This is a genomic window from Actinoplanes sandaracinus (assembly GCF_030009775.1).
GTDB lineage: Bacteria > Actinomycetota > Actinomycetes > Mycobacteriales > Micromonosporaceae > Actinoplanes > Actinoplanes sandaracinus.
On the sequence record NZ_JASCTH010000022.1, the window covers coordinates 61,383 to 81,380 of the forward strand.

At 70.3% G+C, this 19,998-nt stretch carries 16 protein-coding genes and 1 pseudogene; 8 read left to right on the forward strand and 9 right to left on the reverse strand.

The features are described from left to right. Window positions 1-15 precede the first annotated feature (15 nt). Window positions 16-798, forward strand: a pseudogene (locus QLQ12_RS30070) (DedA family protein); the annotation flags it as partial. 287 nt (window positions 799-1,085) lie between these two features. Here QLQ12_RS30070 and QLQ12_RS30075 read toward each other — a convergent pair. The 4 genes from QLQ12_RS30075 to QLQ12_RS30090 form a co-directional block, all read right to left on the reverse strand. Beyond that, window positions 1,086-1,760 (reverse strand): class II aldolase/adducin family protein, encoded by a 675-nt coding sequence (locus tag QLQ12_RS30075; RefSeq protein ID WP_282763953.1) that lies wholly within the window; start codon window positions 1,758-1,760, stop codon window positions 1,086-1,088. A gap of 141 nt (window positions 1,761-1,901) precedes the next feature. Further along, on the reverse strand, window positions 1,902-2,279 hold the full coding sequence (locus tag QLQ12_RS30080) for an ArsR/SmtB family transcription factor (protein ID WP_092549981.1): 378 nt from the start codon (window positions 2,277-2,279) through the stop codon (window positions 1,902-1,904). Between the two features lie 796 nt (window positions 2,280-3,075). After that, window positions 3,076-3,819 carry a hypothetical protein gene (locus QLQ12_RS30085; RefSeq protein WP_282763954.1) on the reverse strand — a complete coding sequence of 248 codons (744 nt, stop codon included), beginning with the start codon at window positions 3,817-3,819 and terminating at the stop codon, window positions 3,076-3,078. 99 nt (window positions 3,820-3,918) lie between these two features. Continuing rightward, the gene (locus QLQ12_RS30090) at window positions 3,919-5,043 is read right to left on the reverse strand and encodes a hypothetical protein (RefSeq protein WP_282763955.1); all 1,125 of its coding nucleotides are present in this window, start codon (window positions 5,041-5,043) and stop codon (window positions 3,919-3,921) included. A gap of 348 nt (window positions 5,044-5,391) precedes the next feature. Between QLQ12_RS30090 and QLQ12_RS30095 the strand changes: the two genes are divergently transcribed. Next, a complete protein-coding gene (locus tag QLQ12_RS30095) occupies window positions 5,392-5,568 on the forward strand; it encodes a hypothetical protein (RefSeq protein WP_282763956.1) in 177 nt (58 codons plus the stop codon). 53 nt (window positions 5,569-5,621) lie between these two features. On the opposite strand, the gene clpB is transcribed toward QLQ12_RS30095, so the two are convergent. Beyond that, entirely contained in the window at window positions 5,622-8,210 is a 2,589-nt protein-coding gene (gene clpB / locus QLQ12_RS30100) for an ATP-dependent chaperone ClpB (protein WP_282763958.1), read from the reverse strand. A gap of 181 nt (window positions 8,211-8,391) precedes the next feature. Here clpB and QLQ12_RS30105 point away from each other — a divergent pair, with 181 nt between their 5' ends. The 3 genes from QLQ12_RS30105 (at window position 8,392) to QLQ12_RS30115 (ending at window position 10,737) form a co-directional block, all read left to right on the forward strand. Continuing rightward, complete coding sequence (locus QLQ12_RS30105) at window positions 8,392-8,889, forward strand: cation:proton antiporter regulatory subunit (protein WP_282763959.1); 498 nt, start codon at window positions 8,392-8,394, stop codon at window positions 8,887-8,889. 65 nt (window positions 8,890-8,954) lie between these two features. Further along, complete coding sequence (locus QLQ12_RS30110) at window positions 8,955-10,106, forward strand: cation:proton antiporter (RefSeq protein ID WP_407651631.1); 1,152 nt, start codon at window positions 8,955-8,957, stop codon at window positions 10,104-10,106. Between the two features lie 184 nt (window positions 10,107-10,290). Then, on the forward strand, window positions 10,291-10,737 hold the full coding sequence (locus QLQ12_RS30115; protein ID WP_282763961.1) for a hypothetical protein: 447 nt from the start codon (window positions 10,291-10,293) through the stop codon (window positions 10,735-10,737). Window positions 10,738-10,803: 66 nt separating this feature from the next. Here QLQ12_RS30115 and QLQ12_RS30120 read toward each other — a convergent pair whose 3' ends face one another. The 4 genes from QLQ12_RS30120 to dnaK all read right to left on the reverse strand — a co-directional run bounded on the left by QLQ12_RS30120 (window position 10,804) and on the right by dnaK (window position 15,007). Continuing rightward, window positions 10,804-11,247, reverse strand: a complete 444-nt coding sequence (locus QLQ12_RS30120; protein WP_282763962.1) for a heat shock protein transcriptional repressor HspR — start codon at window positions 11,245-11,247, stop codon at window positions 10,804-10,806. A 20-nt stretch (window positions 11,248-11,267) separates the two neighbouring features. After that, a complete protein-coding gene (gene dnaJ / locus QLQ12_RS30125) occupies window positions 11,268-12,467 on the reverse strand; it encodes a molecular chaperone DnaJ (protein WP_282763963.1) in 1,200 nt (399 codons plus the stop codon). 72 nt (window positions 12,468-12,539) lie between these two features. Then, entirely contained in the window at window positions 12,540-13,157 is a 618-nt protein-coding gene (gene grpE, locus QLQ12_RS30130; RefSeq protein ID WP_282763964.1) for a nucleotide exchange factor GrpE, read from the reverse strand. Then, a complete protein-coding gene (gene dnaK, locus QLQ12_RS30135; RefSeq protein ID WP_282763965.1) occupies window positions 13,154-15,007 on the reverse strand; it encodes a molecular chaperone DnaK in 1,854 nt (617 codons plus the stop codon). The genes grpE and dnaK overlap by 4 nt, the downstream gene beginning before the upstream one ends. Window positions 15,008-15,215: 208 nt before the next feature. Between dnaK and QLQ12_RS30140 the strand changes: the two genes are divergently transcribed. From QLQ12_RS30140 to QLQ12_RS30150, 3 genes are read left to right on the forward strand one after another with little or no spacing between them, the layout of a single operon-like run. Next, window positions 15,216-17,099 (forward strand): ABC transporter, encoded by a 1,884-nt coding sequence (locus tag QLQ12_RS30140; RefSeq protein ID WP_407651629.1) that lies wholly within the window; start codon window positions 15,216-15,218, stop codon window positions 17,097-17,099. Further along, window positions 17,096-18,760: a GTPase gene (locus QLQ12_RS30145; RefSeq protein WP_282763967.1), complete on the forward strand. Its 1,665-nt coding sequence runs from the start codon at window positions 17,096-17,098 to the stop codon at window positions 18,758-18,760. Before QLQ12_RS30140 ends, QLQ12_RS30145 begins: the two co-directional genes overlap by 4 nt. A gap of 33 nt (window positions 18,761-18,793) precedes the next feature. Beyond that, window positions 18,794-19,996, forward strand: a complete 1,203-nt coding sequence (locus QLQ12_RS30150) for a hypothetical protein (protein WP_282763968.1) — start codon at window positions 18,794-18,796, stop codon at window positions 19,994-19,996. The last annotated feature ends 2 nt before the right edge of the window (window positions 19,997-19,998 follow it).

Here is a 19,998-nt window from a genome sequence, read left to right on the forward strand (position 1 = left end):
GTACCCTGGCTCCTCGTGGACATCCATGCGCTCACCGAGCAGCTAGCCCTGAACCCGTTGGACCCGAAGGACCTGTTGCAGAACTTCGGGTTGCCGGGCGTCTTGGCCATCCTCTTCGCGGAGACCGGCCTGCTGGCCGGCTTCTTCTTCCCTGGGGATTCCCTGCTGTTCCTGGCGGGCGTGGGAGCCTCCCCGGTCGCCGACTCGATCTTCGGCGACGGCGCCCGCATGTCGATCGTCGGCCTGCTGATCGGTGCCCCGCTCTGCGCCATCATCGGCGCACAGCTGGGGCACTGGCTCGGCGCCCGGTACGGCCGCCGGATGTTCGACAAGCCCGACTCGAAGCTCTTCAAGAAGGAGTACGTCGAGAAGGCCGAGTACTACTTCGAGAAGTTCGGCCCCGCCAAGGCCGTGGTGCTGGCGCGGTTCATTCCGATCGTCCGGACCTTCCTCAACCCGGTCGCCGGCACCCTGGGCATGCCGGCCCGCCAGTTCTTCATCTGGAACGTGGTCGGCGCGATCCTCTGGACCGACGGCATCCTGCTCGTCGGCTACCTGCTGGCCCAGCAGATCTACGACGCCATCGGCGAGAAGATCGACCGCTACATCCTGCCGGTGGTCGTGCTCATCGTCCTGATCTCGGTACTGCCGATCTTCATCGAGATCCTGCGGGAGCGGAAGGCCAAGAAGAGCGGCCTGCACAAGGGCCCGGAGCCGGTGGAGGCCATCGGCATGGTCGCCGCGGCCAGTGTCGCCGGCATCGCCGACGCCGCCCGTGAGGAATACCACGAGCACTTCGACCACCCGCACCACAACCAGCACCACAACGAGCACCAGGAGCCGCAGCAGCCGGCCTACCCGCAGCAGGGCTACCAGCCGACGCCGCAGGGCTACCCGGCCCAGCAGCAGCCGCTGTACCCGCCGCAGCAGCCCGGCCAGCAGCCCCCGCCGTACAACGACCAGCAGCAGTGGCCCCGCGGCTGACGTTGCCCCGACCACCCTGGGCTCCGTAAGACACGGAAAAGGCCGGTACCCGATCTCGGGGCCGGCCTTTTCCGTGGTCTAGCGGGTCCTGCGTGGTCTTGTCACACCGTGACGGCAGCGGAGCCGGCGAGCCGGTCCAGGAACTCCTCCGGGCACTCCCGCAGGTTCTCCAGCCGCCCGGCCGTCAGGGCTCGATAGGTGAGCATGGCGGCCTCCTCCAGGTTGCGGGCCCGCTTGTGAGCCAGCTCGACGGAGTCGCCCACCACCACGCACCCGTGCTGGCTGAGCACCAGGCAGTCGGTGCCGTCGGCGGCCATCGCGGCGGTCAGGGCGGCCAGCTCGGTGCTGCCCGGCAGCCGGAACGGCACGGTCGAAACCCGCCGCAGGTAGTAAGCGTGATCGGTCGTCACGATCCGGATGTGCTCGCCCAGGGCGTCCAGCAGAAGCGCTGTCTGCGGATGGAGATGCACCACCGCGTTGACGTCCGGCCGGGCCCGGTAGAGAGCGAGGTGCAGAGCCAGCTCGCTGGTCGGCTCGATCCGCGGCGGCGGGAGGGTGCCGACGATGGCCGGGGCCCCGTCGGAGATCCGCACCGGCGCGAAATCCTTCCGGCTGAGCCGCTCCAGCCAGGTTCCACTCGCGGTGATCCAGATGGCGTCCTCGTCGGGAATGCGAGCGGACAGATTGCCGCCCGATCCACACACGAGGCCCGCCTGCACCACGTCGTAACCCACGTGCGCGAGCTGGTCACGCAGGTCACCGGGGACGTAGTTCACCCGTTCCTCCTCAGGTCCGCCGGCCCGTCCGTGGGCCGGGGTCCTCGGCCTGGCGTCACGCCCCCATAGTCAGTGACGCCAGGCATTACCCAGTGGGCCTCGATCAGCGAGCCGTCGCGGCGACCCGCTGATCCGCCGAAGTCAGCGGGCCTTCTTGGTGGCCCGCTTCCGCGGCGGAGTCAACAGGTCCGCAATGGTCGCGATAGCGGACGGCACGAGCCGGTAGTAGGCCCACACACCCCGCTTCTCCCGCTCCAGCAGACCCGCCTCCGTAAGGATCCGCAGGTGGTGACTCACGGTCGGCTGCGACAGGCCCAGAGGAGCCGTCAGGTCACAGACGCACGCCTCACCGTCCGTCGCAGACTGAATGAGGCTCAACAGCCGTAGCCGAGCCGGGTCGGCGAGCGCCTTGAGCACTCCCGCCAGGCGCTCAGCGTCAGCGCGTTCAATAGGCTCACCGGCAAGCGGCGAGATCTGAGGCATGGTCATTTCCGCCAACGCAGTTCCCACGATCTCCATCCTTCCACCAACTGCATCGATTCTCCTGCATGTCAGCAGGAACGAACCGGCTGATTTTCAGGCCGTAAGGCCGACATCGATCGCCGATACGGCCGACCGGACACCTTCGCCCGGCTCCACCGTTCGTGCAACGACGACTTCGGTCTCTGCCTCCTGCAACGCTCCAGCCGCCATCTGGTCGCTACCCATCCGTGTCGAGGTCTCGATCCCCGCCCTCGGAGTGAGGCCGGCCACATTGTCAATTCGTCGTTTGTTTGGCGCACCGGTCCCCCGACGATGCCTCGACACGGAACGCGCCGAGACCAACACGCCACACTGCGCGATCACTAGTTCGCCACACACCCCACGACCCGATGAAAGCACGACACCACGCTGCGCGACGGACAATTCAGTGATGAATTTACCCAGGTCGTGCCGTGCTCTCATGACATCGAGCGTACTGGCTCTACGAAAACCGGAATCTTTCGCCCCGGCAGGGCGGAACCGAACTATTGACCCGTGACTTTGGTTACTTCTGTAAACAAGGTTTACCGAACGTGCAACCGGCCTCGACCCTTCCCCGGACCATAGACGCTGCTCAAAGCAGGTAACGCCAGTACGGTACCCGCGCTGCCTTCAGGATCACCTGGTGGCTGCGCTGTGAAGAGTCTGTGAACCGACCAAATCAGTTTGTCCGTACGGGCGAAAACACCCACCGTCCGGCCGGTCACGATCTATCCGGACAGCCGATCGAGTGACAGCCACAGAAACGGACCGTACCCGTTCGAGTGACCCACAGTCGTCGATACGGAACCGCTCACTCGTTCGGTCGTGACCAGTACTCGTGTTCCGGGCTCGCCGCCGACTTCGGCGGAGTGGGCTGATCTGAGAACTGATCGGGTTCGGACCCGCCAGTAACAAAAGATTTCGTTTGTGGGGATGCCCACTCCGGCGGCTGTGCAACCAATTGGCCGGGCGGCACAAAACCCGGCAGGGCGGCGGCCGGCTCGGCCGTTCCACCGAAGAACCCACGCGGGGCCGCCAGCAGCAGCGCCCCCACCACCAAATAGGCCACCACCTGGGCGGCGGCCACCGCGACGTTCAGCACGATCCAGCCGCTCGGGTAGGCGGCGTTCAGCGCTGCGCTCAACGTCCCCGGCTCGGCCTCTCCAGCCCGCTGAGCAGCGAGGATGGCGAGCGTTCCGCAGCCGGTCAGCACTCCGAACACGCACACCCCGAGGGCGATCCCACGAGCCAGCCGGCTGCCCTTGCGCAGCGCGATGCCGAGAACCGCGAAGAAGGCGACGAACAACACACCCAGCACCAGAGCCAAGGCGGCGACCAGCCACAGCACGGTGACGAAGTTGTCCACCGTGTCGGAGCCGGGTGCGGCGTCCCGCAGGCGGCCGACCACGCCGGGAGTGACCGCGGCCATGCCTGCCGCATAGGTCAGGCCGGCCACCGCCATGGCCCAGAGCAGGGCGACCGCCGTGCTGACGGCGACGGGCCGGCGGGCGACCGGAGGCACGGCGACAGGTGGCGGCTGAGCGGCGTACGACATCGATGCTCCTGCGGGTTCGGCTGGCAAGAACCTATCGCGTGCGTAGCCGGGAAGTGGCCGGACCGGCCCACCCCGAGGGGCGGACCGGTCCGAAAGCGATCAGGCCGGGTCGGAGGGGGACCGCTTCGGCGGGTCTCCGCCCTGGTCACTGCCGCGATCATCGTTCTCATCGCCAGCGGCGGATCCGCCAGGCGGCTGGCTTCCGGTGGACGGCTGGTCACCTGACGAGGGCACTGACGGCTGGTCACCGGCCGAGGGCGCGGACGGCGGCGAAGCCCACGGGTCGTAGCTGGGCTCCGAGGACGGCGGCGCCGACCACGGGTCCGGTCCCGGCTGGCCGCCCGGCGTGGGCGTACCGGCCTGCCCCGGGTACGGCGGCAGGCCCGGCGCCGGCTCACCCGGCCTGCCGTACTGCTGAGGGGTTCCGAAGTGGCTGGGCGAACCCGGCGCCGCGGGCGGCGGCGGGTAACCAGGCTGGGCGTAAGGCTGCTGCGGGTAGCCCGGCTGGGCGTAGGGCTGCTGCGGATAACCCGGCTGGGCGTAGAAGCCCGGCTGGGCCGGGTAGCCGGGTTGTCCCGGGTATCCGGGGTATCCGGGCTGAGCCGGGTATCCGGGCTGACCCGGGTACGGCTGGAAGGGCAGTCCCGCGTTCCACTGGGCGGGCCCGCGGAAGTACGCGTTCGACGCCGGCAGAGCGAGCAGGATGATCGCCGCCAGCAACGCGAGCACGGTCAGCACGGTGATCGCCAAGCCGACCCCCTCGTACCACCCGGGCATCGCCGACGCGACCTGCTGCTCGACCTGGCGCTGGTTGAACCCGCCCTGCCCGGTCCCGCTCATCGCGGTGCTGGACACCGAACCGCCCAGCCCGATCGCGTTGCAGCAGAGACCGAGGCCGGCGAAGACCCAGGTGACGATCCTCGACGCGTTCTTGCCCTTGTTGTTGAAGAACGCCAGGACGGAGAGGCCGACCGCGATCACCAGATAGAGGATCGCGGTGAGGACCAGCATCACCCGGATGAACGCGCCCGTGTCGGGGACCTGCGGGTCCTGCCCGAGGACGTCCTGGTAGGCCGCGGCGACGGTGCCCATCATCGTCAGCGCCAGGACGGCGCTCAGGGCCTGCAGGGCGACGACGAGATACAGCAGACTCGATGAGACGGTCACCGTCACCGGGCGACTCGGGGCCGCCGGATTCGGGACCGGATATGTCGGTGTGGTCACGGTGCCCTCCTATAGATCAATTCACGGTATCCGCCGGGGGCCATATCCCGCGACCACGCTTCACTGTCGGCGACGATGTGGCAACATCAGGCAACGATGGCCCCACACGACCGCATCACGTCGCTCGTTCGTGGGGCGACACCCCTGGACAGAGCCCCCTAGACTTCGATGCCGTGGCGTCCACCTGGAAGCAGCAGGCTCCAGGGGCACGCCGTGCCCGCACGAGTCGCCCGCCCCGCGCACACACCTCCGGGGCTGAGGCAGACCGGCTGACGGCGCCCTTCCGATCGCGCGGGCCGCGTGACCACACCGCGGCCGCCCCAGACCTGACAAGGACCGGTGAGTCCCATGCCCCACGCCGACACCCTGGACGTCGTTCACCATGACGACACCCGGACGAGATTCACCGACGTCCGGTACCAACTTCATCGCGACGGCATCCGCATCTGGTCCGCGGACGGCGAACACGCCATCACGGACGTGTTGATGACACAGGCCTACCGGCAACGGGAGGCGCTCAAGTAAAGCGACAGGGCCCCGGATCTCCGGGGCCCTTCGTTTTCTGCCGGAAGCACTGCTCAGAGAGCGCGGCGGATCGACAGACCGTCCTTGGCGTCGCTCAGGTCGGCCAGCACGGTGTCACCGTCCCTGATCTCACCGCTCAGCAGCGCCTTCGCCAGGAGGTCACCGATCGAGGACTGGATCAGCCGGCGCAGGGGCCGAGCGCCGTAGATCGGGTCGTACCCGTGCTCGCCCAGCCACTCCACCGCGGCGGGCGCCACCACGAGATCGAGGCGCCGCTCGGCGAGCCGGCCGCGGAGCCGGGACAGCTGGATGTCGACGATCGCGGTCAGATCGTTCTTGGTGAGGGCGTGGAACACCACGATGTCGTCGAGCCGGTTGAGGAACTCGGGCTTGAAGTGCGCCCGGACCGCCGCCAGCACCTCGTCGTGGCGCTCCTCGTCGCTCATCGTGAAGTCGGAGTTCGCCGACCCCAGGTTCGAGGTCAGGACCAGGATGGCGTTGCGGAAGTCGACCGTGCGTCCCTGGCCGTCGGTGAGGCGGCCGTCGTCGAGCACCTGCAGCAGCAGGTCGAAGACGTCGGGGTGGGCCTTCTCCACCTCGTCCAGCAGCACCACGCTGTACGGCCGGCGCCGCACCGCCTCGGTGAGCTGGCCACCCTCCTCGTAGCCGACGTAGCCGGGCGGGGCGCCGACGAGCCGGGCCACCGAGTGCTTCTCGCCGTACTCACTCATGTCGATGCGGACCATCGCCCGCTCGTCGTCGAAGAGGAACCCGGCCAGGGCCTTCGCCAGCTCGGTCTTGCCGACACCGGTGGGGCCGAGGAAGAGGAAGCTGCCGGTCGGACGGTCCGGGTCGGCGATCCCGGCGCGGGCCCGGCGGACCGCCCCCGCGACCGCGGCCACCGCCTCGTGCTGGCCGATCACCTTGGCCGAGAGCGACTCCTCGATGCGGAGCAGCTTGGCGGTCTCGCCCTCCATCATCCGGCCGGCCGGGATGCCGGTCCACGCGGAGACGACCTCGGCGATGTCGTCGGCGCCGACGTCCTCCTTGACCATCGGCGGCTCGGCGGTCTCCTCCTCGGACTCGGAGGCGGCCCGGATCTCCCGCTCCAGAGTGGGGATCACCTCGTAGAGCAGACGGGAGGCCTCGAGCAGCTCGCCGTCACGCTGGGCGCGCTCCTGCGCGGCCCGGGCCTCGTCGAGCTCCTTCTTCAACTCACCGACCCGGTTCAGGCCGCCGCGCTCGCGCTCCCAGCGGGCGGTGAGGGCGGTCAACTCCTCTTCCCGGTCGGCCAGGTCGGCGACCAGCCGCTCCAGGCGGGCCATCGAGGCCGGGTCGGTCTCCTTCTCCAGAGCGAGCCGCTCCACCCGCATGCGGTCGACCTGGCGCTGGAGCTGGTCGAGCTCGACCGGGCGGGAGTCGATCTCCATGCGCAGCCGGGAGGCCGCTTCGTCGATCAGGTCGATCGCCTTGTCGGGAAGGAACCGGTCGCTGATGTAGCGGTCGGACAGGCTCGCGGCCGCGACCAGCGCCGCGTCGGTGATCTGCACCCGGTGGTGAGCCTCGTAACGGCCCTTGAGACCGCGCAGGATGCCGATGGTGTCCTCGACGGTCGGCTCACCGACGACCACCGGCTGGAACCGGCGCTCGAGTGCCGGGTCCTTCTCGATGTGTTCGCGGTACTCGTCGAGCGTGGTGGCGCCGACCATGCGCAGCTCGCCGCGGGCCAGCATCGGCTTGAGCATGTTGCCGGCGTCCATCGAGCCTTCGCCCTTGCCCGCGCCGACGACCGTGTGCAGTTCGTCGAGGAAGGTGACGACCTGGCCGTTCGAGCTGCGAATCTCCTCCAGGACGCTCTTCAGGCGCTCCTCGAACTGGCCGCGGTATTGCGCGCCGGCGACCATGGCGCCGAGGTCGAGCGAGACGAGCTTCTTGTCACGCAGCGTCTCGGGCACGTCGCCGGCGACGATGCGCTGGGCCAGGCCCTCGACGATCGCGGTCTTGCCGACACCCGGCTCCCCGATCAGCACCGGGTTGTTCTTGGTGCGCCGGGAGAGCACCTGCACGACCCGGCGGATCTCGGCGTCCCGCCCGATCACCGGGTCGATCTTGCCGTCGCGGGCCAGCGCGGTCAGGTCGACGCTGTATTTCTCCAGCGCCTTGTAGGTCTGCTCGGGATCGGCCGTGGTGACCCGCCGCTCGCCCCCGCGAACCTGGGGGAACGCGCTGACCAGCGCCTCCTCGGTGGCGCCGGCGTCCTTGAGGGCGGCCGACACCGCGCCACCCACCCGGGCCAGGCCGGCGAGCAGGTGCTCGGTGGACACGTATTCGTCGCCGAGCGGTTTGGCGATCAGGTCGGCCGAGCCGATCGCGTTCACGAACTCGCGGGACAGGCTGGGCTCGACGGTGCTCGCCCCGCGTGCGGACGGCAGTTGCTCGATGGCGCGCACGGCGGCCCGGCGAATGTCGGCCGGATTGGCACCGACCGCGCGCAGCAGCGCGGTGGCGGTGGACCCGCCGATGTCGAGCAACGCCTGAAGCATGTGCCACGGCTCGACCGTGGCATGTCCGCGGCGGCCGGCATCGGCGACCGCGGAGGTGATCACTTCGCGGCTCTTGGTGGTCAAGCGTTCGGTGTTCATGAGCTCCCCTGCAGCCAACCCAACAGACTTGAGCGTAGCGCGCTCAACTTTAGCGCGCCCAGGCGAGCCGTGCGCACCATCCCGGCCGGGCCCGGGACGACCGAGCGCACACCTGTCACCGGCACGGCTGCCTCGTCCGGTTCGTGAGCACCCTCGCGCCCTGGGGTTTAACGTAGAGATCGTGCGCGTACGGGTGGAACAGACTCCGCTGCCGGGAATCGGCGTCCGCCATGACCTGGTGACCTCCTCGGGCCGGACGGTCGGGGTGGTGTCACACCGCAACGGCCGCCGCGACCTGGTGCTGTACGACGTGGACGATCCCGACTCGAGCCTGGCCTCGATCCCTCTCACCGACGACGAGGCCGAGGCCCTGGCCGACGTGCTCGGCGCCTCCCTCATGCTGGGCCAGCTCGCCGGCCTGCGACAGCAGGCGGCCGGACTGCTCACCGAGCAGATCGCGCTGCCCGCCGGTTCCCCGTTCGTGGGCCGGCATCTGGGCGACACCCGGGCACGCAGTCGCACCAGCGCCTCCATCGTGGCCGTGCTCCGCGACCGCGAGGTGATCGCCTCGCCCGGACCGGAGTTCCGTTTCGAGGCGAACGACGTGGTGGTGGCGGTCGGGACCCGGCACGGCCTGGACGGGGTCACCGCCATCCTGGCCGGCGACCACGACGGCTGACCGCCGTGCAGCACCACACGACGATCCTCCTCATCGAGGTCGGCGCGCTCCTGTTCTGTCTCGGGATGCTCGGCCGGCTGGGTCGTCGCTTCGGCCTCTCGCCGATCCCGCTCTATCTGCTGGCCGGGCTCGCCTTCGGCCAGGGCGGTCTGGTGTCGCTCTCGGCCAGCGAGGAGTTCACCGCGATCGGCGCCCAGATCGGCGTGGTCCTGCTGCTGGTGATGCTGGGCCTGGAGTACTCGGCCGACGAGCTCGTCGGCAACCTGCGCTCGGCGGCTCCGGCCGGCCTGATCGACATGCTGCTCAACGCCCTGCCCGGCGCCGCTTTCGCGTTCCTGCTCGGCTGGGGGTGGGAAGCCGCCCTGGTGCTGGCCGGCATCACCTGGGTCTCCTCCTCGGGCGTGATCGCCAAGGTACTCGGCGACCTGGGCCGGGTCGGCAACCGGGAGACCCCGGTGATCCTCTCGGTGCTGGTCATCGAGGACCTGGCGATGGCCTTCTACCTGCCGCTGATCACCGCCGTGTTGGCCGGCCTCGGCCTGGCCAACGGCCTGAGCACGCTGAGCGTCGCGGTGGTCACGGTGGTCGCGGTCCTCGTCGTGGCCATCCGGTACGGCGGAGAGATCAGCCGTTTCATGTCGGTGAAGGATCCCGAGGCCCTGTTGCTCAGCGTCTTCGGAATGACGCTGTTCATCGCCGGGGTGGCCGGCGAGCTGAAGGTCTCCGAGGCGGTGGGCGCGTTCCTGGTCGGCATCGCGCTCTCCGGGCCGGTCGCGCACCACGCCACCCAGATGCTGTCGCCGCTGCGGGACCTCTTCGCCGCGGTCTTCTTCGTCTTCTTCGGGCTCTCCACCAATCCGGCCGACATGCCGCCGGTGCTGCTTCCGGCGTTCGGCCTCGCCGTGCTGACCATGCTGACCAAGGTGCTGACCGGTTACCTGGCGGCCCGCCGGGCCGGCATCGCGCTGCCCGGCCGGATCCGGACCGGGCTGGCCCTGATGCCGCGCGGTGAGTTCTCCGTGGTCATCGCCGGGCTCGCGGTGGCGTACGGGGTGGACTCCCGGCTCGCTCCCCTGGCCACCGCCTACGTGTTGATCACCGTGGTGACCGGGCCGATGCTGGCGCGCCTGCCGGACTACCCCTGGTTCAAGGAGCTGATCCGCAAGCGGATGGCGGCTCAGCGGGAGGCTCAGAAACCGCTGCCATCCCCGGAGTGACCTGCGCCTCCCTGGGAAGAGCCCAAAGTTACTGTCCAGTATCTGAATGTGAAGCCTTGACACTTCCGCAGGCGGACTCCGCACGCTACCGTTGCGCGGCGACGACTCTGAGTATTGGGACGTTCGCCACTATGGCCAGCGGGTAACGCTTGCCGTAACGCGAACGGTTGAGTGAGGCGGCGGCGTGAGCGTGCGTGAAGCTACATTCCTCGGTTTCGGGAACCCTGTCGATCCTCGTCCTGACGAGATGCAGGCCTGGGCGTACAGCCCGAATTCGGTTCCCTTGCATTCGATGCCACGCGACTGGGATCTTCTGATCTCCGGCGACGTGCTCGGCCCTACGCTGTTCGAACTCGCCATGGACCGGCAGTGCCCGGCCAGGCGGTTCGCGCAGCACTGCATGTACATCTACGCCGCGGACGGTCTGCGGCAGAACGCGAGCGGGCAGCGCAAGCGCCGGCTCAAGAAGTTCGTCGAGCGCGCGGAAGAGGTCGGCGACGAGCCGATGCAGATCTGGGCGCACAACTGCCGGGTCCTGATGACCCGGCCCGAACTCTTCGACCATCACGACTGGATGGAGGGCGGCCTGGTGCGCTATCCGCGCCGGCTGGGCCTCTTCAACCGCCGCTGAGTACGCAGAGTATTCAGGCGGTCACTACATGCAGTAGCGGCGGCCCCTTCGCGGGGGCCGCCGCTACTATTTGTCCGGGGAGCGGCGCGGTCGCCAGACGACCAGCGCCGTCGAATGGCTCTCCTGACGGACCAGATCGCGACCCGTGTACGGGTTGCTCATCGCCTCCATCTGGGCGATCCGGGCGTACGCCGAGTCCAGTTGCTGTTCCAATTCGGCAACCCGGTGCTGAAGGTCGCCGACCAACTGCTCCAGGCCGATGATGCGCTTGATGCCGGCCAGGTTGACGCCTTCCTCCTGGCTGAGTTTCTGCACCTCACGCAGCAGCGCCACGTCCCGTTCGCTGTACCGCCGGCCACCACCGCCGGCCCGGCCGGGCTGAACCAGCCCGAGCCGGTCGTACTGCCGGAGGGTCTGTGGGTGCATCCCGGCCAGCCGGGCCGCCACCGAAATGATCAAAACCTTCGCTTCGGAGGCCTGTTCCATCGAGATGCTGATCTCTTCATACATGTGCCACCTCCCGAGAGGGTCTAACCGGCCCGGCGCAGACGGGCATCGATCCGGTCCCGCGCCGGCGGCGGGGTGAGCTTGGCGAATTTCTCCAGAGCGTCCCGGGCCTCGCCGGTCACCCCGGGCGGAATCTGCACGTCGACCGTGACGATCAGGTCACCGGCCTGACCCTCCTTGCGGACCACACCCTTGCCGCGCGCCCGCAGTTTCCGGCCCGCCGGAGTGCCCGGCGGCACCCGCAGCGTGACCGGGCCGTCCAGGGTGGGCACCTTCAGGTCGGTGCCGAGAACCGCCTCGGCGATGGTGATCGGCACGGTCAGCGTCAGATCGTCGCCGCTGCGGCCGAACAGGTCGTCGGGCCGCACCTTGACCTGCACGTACAGGTCGCCGGCCGGACCGCCGCGATCGCCCGGCTCGCCCCGGCCGCTGAGCCGGATCCGCTGGCCGTCGGCCACGCCCGCCGGGAACCGGACGTTGATCGTGCGGGTCTTGGTGACCCCGCCCGTGCCCCGGCACTCCGGGCACTTCTCGTCCACGACGCTGCCCGAACCCTGACAGTCCCGGCAGGGCTCGGAAAAGCTGAACGAACCCTGGTTGCTGGAGATCAGACCGGTGCCGTGGCACTTGGCACACGACCGCGGCGTGGTGCCCGGCTTGGCCCCGCTGCCCCGGCAGGTGTCACAGGCCCCCGGCGTCCGCAAGGTCAGCGGCAGGGTCGTCCCCCGAACCGCCTGAGCGAAGTCGAGGGTCACCTCGGTCTCCACGTCGCGCCCACGCTGCGGCCCGCGCCGTGCCGCCGGCCCGGGGGCGCCGCCCGCCTGGCCGCCGGAGAAGATCGAACTGAAGATGTCGGAGAAGCCGGTGCCACCGAACCGCCGGTCGGCGCCCGCGCCGCCGGCCGCGCCGGAGAAACCGCCGAACAGGTCCGACGGGTCGAATTGCGTACCCCCGCCGGGGCGGGCCCCGCGCCGGAACGCGCCGGAACCGAACAGCGAGCGCATCTCGTCATACTCTTTGCGCTTCTTGTCGTCGGCGAGCACGTCGTACGCCTCGGAGGCGGCCTTGAACTTCTCCTCGGCCTCCTTGTTACCGGGGTTCCGGTCGGGGTGCAGATCGCGGGCGAGCTTCCGGTACGCCTTCTTGATCTCGTCGGGGGAGGCGGACCGGTTCACGCCGAGCACGGCGTAGAAGTCCTTCTCGAGCCAGTCCTTCGAGCTCATGTCAGTCCACCTCCTCGACTTGGCGACGTCCCGCCCGCCGGAGGACCGGCGGGCGGGACGTAGTCACTGAATTCACTCCGGATCGGCGACCGCGACCAACGCCGGGCGCAGCAGCCGCTCGCCCAGTGTGTAGCCCCGGCGCATCACCTCGACACAGGTCGGCTCGGCGACGTCCGCGGACGTCTGGTGCGCGACCGCCTCGTGACGGTTCGGGTCGAAGGGATCGCCCTTCTCCCCGAAGGCCACCAGGCCCAGCTTGCCGGTCACCGCGGTGAGCTGCTCGGCCACCGAGGCGAACGGCCCGACCAGGTCACCGTGTTCGCGGGCCCGGTCGATGTCGTCCAGGACCGGAAGCAGGTCGGTGAGCACCTTGCCGGTGGTCTGCTCGGCCGCCGCGCCCCGGTCACGGTCGACCCGCTTGCGATAGTTCGCGTACTCGGCGGTCACTCGCTGGAGGTCGTGGGTCCGCTCATCGAGCTCGCTCCGCAGCGCCTCCAACTCGGCGCCGAGGCCGGGCTTGGTGTCCTCGGCCACCGGGATCTCGTCCTCCTCATCGGGCGCGCGGTGCGCGCCGGCCGGCTTCTGCGCCGACTCCTCTCCGGGGAAGTCCTCAGCCGTCGAGTCGATCTCGCCCTGGATGACTTCCCGCTCGGCCGCCGGACCGTCGTTCTCGTCGTCCTTGGCACTCACTTCTTGTCGTCCTCCACGATCTCGGCGTCGACCACGTCGTCACCACCGGCCGCCGGACCGGTCGCGCCGCCCGGGGCACCGCCCGGAGCACCGCCGGCGGCGGCCTGCGGAGCCTCGCCCTGCGAGTAGAGCAGCGAGCCGGCCTCCTGAGAGACCTGGGACAGCCGCTCGTGCGCCGACTTGATCTTCTCGATGTCGTTGCCGCCGAGCGCGCCACGCAGCTCGCCCAGGGCCTCGCTGATCTTGTTCTTGCTGTCGTCGGGCAGCTTGTCGCCGCTCTCCGCCAGGAACTTCTCGGTCTGCCACTGGAGCTGCTCGGCCAGGTTGCGGGTCTCCGCGTCCTCGCGGCGCTTCTTGTCGTCGTCCGCGTGGTCCTGGGCGTCGCGCATCATGCGCTCGATGTCGTCCTTCGGCAGCGCCGAGCCGCCGGTGATCGTCATCTTCTGCTCCTTGCCCGTGCCCAGGTCCTTCGCGGACACGTGCACGATGCCGTTCGCGTCGATGTCGAAGGAGACCTCGATCTGCGGGACGCCACGGGGCGCCGGGGCGATGCCGCTGAGCTCGAAGGTGCCGAGCTTCTTGTTGCCCGCCGCCATCTCGCGCTCGCCCTGGTAGACCTGGATCAGCACGGACGGCTGGTTGTCGTCGGCCGTGGTGTAGACCTCGGAGCGGTGCGCCGGGATGGTGGTGTTGCGCTCCACCAGCTTGTGCATGATGCCGCCCTTGGTCTCGATGCCCAGGGACAGCGGGGTCACGTCGAGGAGCAGAACGTCCTTGACCTCACCCTTGAGCACACCGGCCTGCAGCGCGGCACCGACGGCCACGACCTCGTCCGGGTTGACGCCCTTGTTCGGCTCGCGGCCGATCAGGCTGTTGACCAGCTCGGTGACGGCCGGCATCCGGGTCGAGCCGCCGACCAGAATGACGTGGTCGATGTCGGAGAGCTTGACGTCGGCGTCCCGGATCGCGGACTCGAACGGGCCCTTGCAGCGGTCCAGCAGGTCCTGCGTCATGCGCTGGAACTCGGCGCGGGAGAGCGACGTGTCCAGGTGCAGCGGGCCGTTGGCGCCGGCGGTGATGTAGGGCAGGTTGATGCTGGTGGTGGTCGCCGCGGACAGCTCGATCTTGGCCTTCTCGGCCGCCTCACGCAGACGCTGCAGGGCCATCTTGTCCTGGGAGAGGTCGATGCCGTGCTCGCCGCGGAAGGTCTTGACCAGGTGGTCGATGATCCGCTGGTCCCAGTCGTCGCCGCCCAGGTGGTTGTCACCGGAGGTCGACTTCACCTCGATGACGCCGTCGCCCAGCTCGAGCAGGGAGACGTCGAAGGTGCCGCCACCGAGGTCGAAGACCAGGACGGTCTGCTCCTTGGTGCCCTTGTCCAGCCCGTACGCCAGGGCCGCGGCGGTGGGCTCGTTCACGATCCGCAGGACGTTGAGGCCCGCGATCTCGCCCGCCTCCTTGGTGGCGGTGCGCTGCGCGTCGTTGAAGTACGCCGGGACGGTGATGACCGCGTCGGTGATCTGCTCGCCCAGGTACGCCTCGGCGTCGCGCTTGAGTTTCATCAGCACCCGCGCGGAGATCTCCTGCGGGGTGTACTGCTTTCCGTCGATGTCCATCGACCAGTTGGTGCCGATCTCCCGCTTCACGGAGCGAATGGTCCGGTCGGGGTTCGTCACCGCCTGACGCTTGGCGACCTCACCGACGAGCACCTCACCGTTACGGGCGAAGGCGACGATCGACGGAGTCGTCCGGGAGCCCTCCGCGTTGGCGATGACGGTGGGCTCGCCTCCTTCCAGAACGCTGACGCAGGAGTTCGTGGTGCCGAGGTCGATGCCGACCGCACGTGCCATGGGTGTTCCTCGCTTTTCACAGCTAGGTTTCGCGTACGAAGGTTGAGTGGAACCGACTCAATGATGCCACGGCTCCGCACATCGTCAAATCGAAGTTGAGCCCCGGAGGCGCAAGTCGGCGCCTACGAGGGCCTCCGACACATACCTGTCAGGTCACGGCATACCGGTACCCGTTGTCCTGGATGCATAGATCGTGCACGCTTTACCCGTGACGACGCACGGAGACGCGGTCGGTCCGTCGGCCCTTTCCGCCGTCCCCGCCCCATCGGATGAGAAGAACCAGGTCAGCGGGGCCGCAGGCGGCCCAACAGAGCGTACGGGGGCGAGCCAGATCCGTCCGGAAAACCACGGAAACCGTCCGGAACCGGTCGAAGCTCCCCCCGCAGTGCGACGCCTGACGACGGCACTGACCCGGCTACGGGCAGCGCTCGGCGCGGTCTCGTACCCCCTGGTCCTACCTTCCGCGGACGAGGCCCGGCGGGTCGGCTCGGCCCTGACGGCGCAGCTCGACGACTACCTGCTCCCACGCCTGGCCCGGCTCGACGCGCCCCTGCTGGTGGTCGTCGGCGGCTCCACCGGCGCTGGCAAGTCGACCCTGGTCAACAGCCTGGTCCAGGCCCCGGTGAGCACCGCCGGCGTGCTCCGGCCGACCACCAGGTCCCCGGTCCTGGTGACCCACCCCGACGACGTGCCGTGGTTCGGCCGGGGTGGCCTGCTGCCCGGGCTCACCCGCACCGGGGAGTCGAGTGACGCTCCCCACGCCCTGCAGGTGGTGGCCACGCCCAGCATCGGTCCCGGGCTGGCCCTGCTGGACGCCCCGGACGTCGACTCGGTGGTCGACCAGAACCGCAGACTCGCCTCCCAGCTCCTGGCCGCGGCGGACCTCTGGCTGTTCGTCACCACCGCCGCGCGGTACGCCGACGCCGTCCCCTGGGAACTGCTCACCACCGCCCGGCTGCGTGGCACCGTGATCGCCCTGGTGCTGGACCGGGTGCCGCTCGACGCCGCCGCCGAGATCGCCGCCCACCTGGGCGAGATGCTCACCGCCAACGAGCTGGGCTCGGCGCCGCTGTTCGTGCTGCCGGAAACCGACCTGGACCAGCGCGGCCTGCTTCCCGACTCGGCGATCGGGCCGATGCGGATCTGGTTCGCCCAGCTCGCCGGTGACGCCAACGCCCGCGGCACGGTGGTCCGGCAGACCCTCGACGGCGCGCTCAGCGCCCTCGCCCCCGCCCTCAACGGGCTGGCCGAGGCCGCCGAGGACCAGCTCCGGACGGCACGCGCCCTGGACGAGCGGGTCGAAGCCGCCTACCGCGGCGCGCAGCGCACCACCGAGGAGGGCCTGCGCGACGGCCGGCTGCTCCGCGGGGAGGTGCTGGCCCGCTGGCAGGAATATGTGGGCACCGGCGACCTCGTGCGCAATCTCGAGTCCCGGGTCGGTCACCTGCGCGACCGGCTCGTCGCGGCCCTCACCGGGCGGACCACCTCCGGGCAGAGCCTGCGGGTGGCGCTGGAGTCCCAGTTGGTCACCCTGCTGCGCGGGGTCGCGGCCGACGCGGCCGAGCAGGCCTACGCCGCCTGGCAGGCCCACCCCGCCGGGGCCGCCCTGCTGGAACCCGGCCTGCAACGCGCCTCCGCCGATCTGCCGGAGCGCGCCGACCGCCTGGTCCGTGACTGGCAGCAGTTCGTCCTCGATCTGGTCCGCACCGAGGCGTCGGACAAGCGCGCGGTGGCTCGCGGCGCCGCCTACGCGGTGAACGGGGCCGGCCTCGCTGTCATGATCGCGGTATTCACCACGACCGCGTTCATCCCCACCGGCCTGGAGGTCGCCGCCGGCGCCGGCAGCGCGGTCGCCGCACAGAAGGTGCTCGAAGCCATCTTCGGCGACCAGGCCATCCGCACCCTCGCCGCCCGCGCCCGCACCGAACTGATGGAACGGGTCGAGAAACTGCTCGCCACCGAGGCCGCCCGGTACACCGAACGCACCTCGGCGGTACGCACCGAGACGACGCATGGCACGCTGCTGCGCCAGGCCGCCGCCGAGGTGGAGAACGCCAGGAAGGAACTCGCTTTGACCGGGTCCGGGTCATGAACTTGGTGCAGAACGTGCGGAACGACGAGGTCGACGCGGACGCCCTGACACGCCGGCTGGAGGCGCTGTCCCGGTTCCTGCGGATCGTCGATCCCTACCTGCCGGACGGTGAGCTGGTCGCCGCCCACACCGTGGTGGAACGAGCCAGCGGCCGTCTGACCCTCTCGCTCGACCACACCGTGGTGGCGCTCGCCGGCAGCACCGGCAGCGGCAAGTCCAGCCTGTTCAACGCGCTGGCCCGGTTCAAGCTGTCGCCCGTCGGGGTGCGCCGCCCGACCACCGGCACCGCGCACGCCGTGGTCTGGGGGCCGCTGGAGCCGGCGAACCGGCTGCTCGACTGGGTCGGCGTGCTGCCCCGGCAGCGGTTCGTCCGGGAGAGCGCGCTGGACGGCGACGACGAGGCCGCCCTGCGCGGGCTGGTCCTGCTCGACCTGCCCGACTTCGACTCGATCGAGCGCGCCCATCAGCTCGAGGTGGACCGGCTGCTCGGCCTGGTCGACCAGATCGTCTGGGTGGTCGACCCGCAGAAGTACGGCGACCGGGTCCTGCACCAGGCCTATCTCTCCCAGTTCAGCTCGCACGCGGGCGTCACGATCGTGGTGCTCAACCAGGCCGACCGGCTCAGCCCCGGCGACACCGAAGTAGTGCTGGCCGACCTGGCCAGGCTCCTGGAGGAGGACGGCCTCACCGGGACACCGGTGATCGCCACCTCGGCCAAGCAGCCGGGCATGCTGAGCGAACTGCGGTCGGCGCTGGAGAACACGGTGGCGAACCGGCAGGCCGCCCTGCGCCGGCTCGCCGCCGACCTGGACGCGGTCGGCGAGGAGCTCGGCGCCATGATCGGGCCGCCGGCCGCCGAGGACGAGGTCGACCGGGCGACCGTGCGGCAACTGTGCGACGCGCTCGCGGCCTCGGCCGGGGTGCCCGGCGTGGCCGACTCCACCGCCGGGGCGTACCGGCACCGGGCCGCGGCGGCGACCGGCTGGCCGCTCGTGCGGGGGCTGCGGAGGCTGCGGCCCGACCCGCTGCGCCGGCTGCACCTGGCGGAGCCGGTCAAGACCGATTCGGTGTCCACGGACGTCGTGCCCCGTACCTCCGTGCCGGAGGCCGACGCCGCGCAGAAGTCGGCGGTGGGCCTCTCGGTCCGGGCGGTCGCGGCACGCGCCGCCGCCCCGCTCCCGGAGGTCTGGGCACCGGCGCTGAACAGCGCCGCCCGGTCTCGGACGGCCGACCTGCCGGACGCGCTCGACCGGGCCGTCGCGCAGACCGACCTGGGCCTGGAGAAGCCGCCGGTCTGGTGGCGGGCGGTCGGTGTCGTGCAGTGGGTGCTGCTGGCCACCGCGGCCGCCGGGCTCGGCTGGCTGATCGTCGGCTACGCGCTGGCCGCTCTCGGCCTGCCCGAGATCGACGGGCCCGCGGTGGGCGCCGTTCCGCTGCCGACGCTGCTCCTGCTCATCGGTCTGCTCGGGGGGATCCTGCTGTGGCTGGTGCTGCGGCCGATCATCGAGGCCGGCGCGCGCCGGGCCGGCCGGCGAGCCGAGCAGCGGCTCCGTACGGCGATCACCGAGGTCGGGCGCGGGCACGTGGTCGCGCCGGTGCGTGAGGTGCTCAATGCGTACGCCCAGGCGAGGGAAGCGCTCAGCGTCGTGCGCTCGGAGTAGTTCCGGTGGGGGCCGCGGGCGTAGGCTCGCGGCATGCCCGCACCCCGGACCGTGTACGACGCCGTGCTGCACGCGGCCCGTGACGTCACGAAACTGGGCTGCGCGCTCGATGCCGAGATGCTCGGCACCGCGCTGCTCGGCAGTGTCTATTCGGTGGCCACCGACGACCGGGCCGAGGCGGTGCGCGACTTCGTGGGCCGGTTCCTGACCGCGACCACCCGCCCCGCCACCGCGGCCACCGCCACCATCCGCGAGGTCTTCGCCGCTCTGGTGCCCGACGCCGACGGCGCGGCCCGGGTGGGCCACGACAAGCAGGCGCCGTCCTGGGGCGCCCAGCTCGGCCGGGTCCGGCCGACCGGCTGTTGGGCGTACGGCGACGTGTACGGCGACCAGACGTCCTACCTGGTCACGTTCGCCTATGAGGACAGCTCCGGCGGCGGTCCGGACCACGCCGTGGTGGCCCTCGTCGACCACAACATCGGCATCACCAAGGATGTCTTCGTCGCCACCGACGCCGGGACCCTGCTCGCCCAGGTGCGGGAGATCTGCGCCGCCGACGAGCTGACCTGGTTCCGCAGCGAGGACCCGGGCCGCCTGCGCGACGAGGTGGCCCGGCACCTGCAGGTCACCGACGAGCTCGGCGAGTTGCCGGCGGACGGTTCCCTCGCCACCGACCGGGCGCTGGCGTCGGCCCGGCTCGCCCTGCTTCCGTCGGTGACCACGCCGCCGCTCACCGAGCCGATCGGGTCGAACGACAACGACCTGATCCGCGACTTCCTGGCCTCTCCCGAGGCGGCCCGCTTCGACCTGCCCACCGGCACGGCCGCCACGCCCGAGGCCGCGTCGATGGACTTCTGTGTGAGCCTGCTCCTCGACCACGCGGCGAGCCTGCCGGGGAGTGAGCCGCTGCGCTGGAGTCCCGCCGTGGCCGGCCTGTTCCTGCTCGACTGGGTGCATCGCCGGGCCGTCCTCGATCTGGACGACGCGGCCATGCTGCCACGGGTGGTGCGGGCCTGGTCGGCCTATGCGACCGTGCACCGCGGGCTGCCGGAGGCCGCCGTCCGGGAGACCGAGACCGCGGTGGAGGAGCTGATTCCGGAGTTCGCCCGGCTCTACACGAGCGGGGAGCGGCGCAGTCCGGCGACGGCGGCGGTGGCGCAGCTCATCGCCGAGGGCGTCGACCCCAGCGACACGGCGGCGATCGACGCCTGGCTGGAAGCCAACCGTGACGACTGACC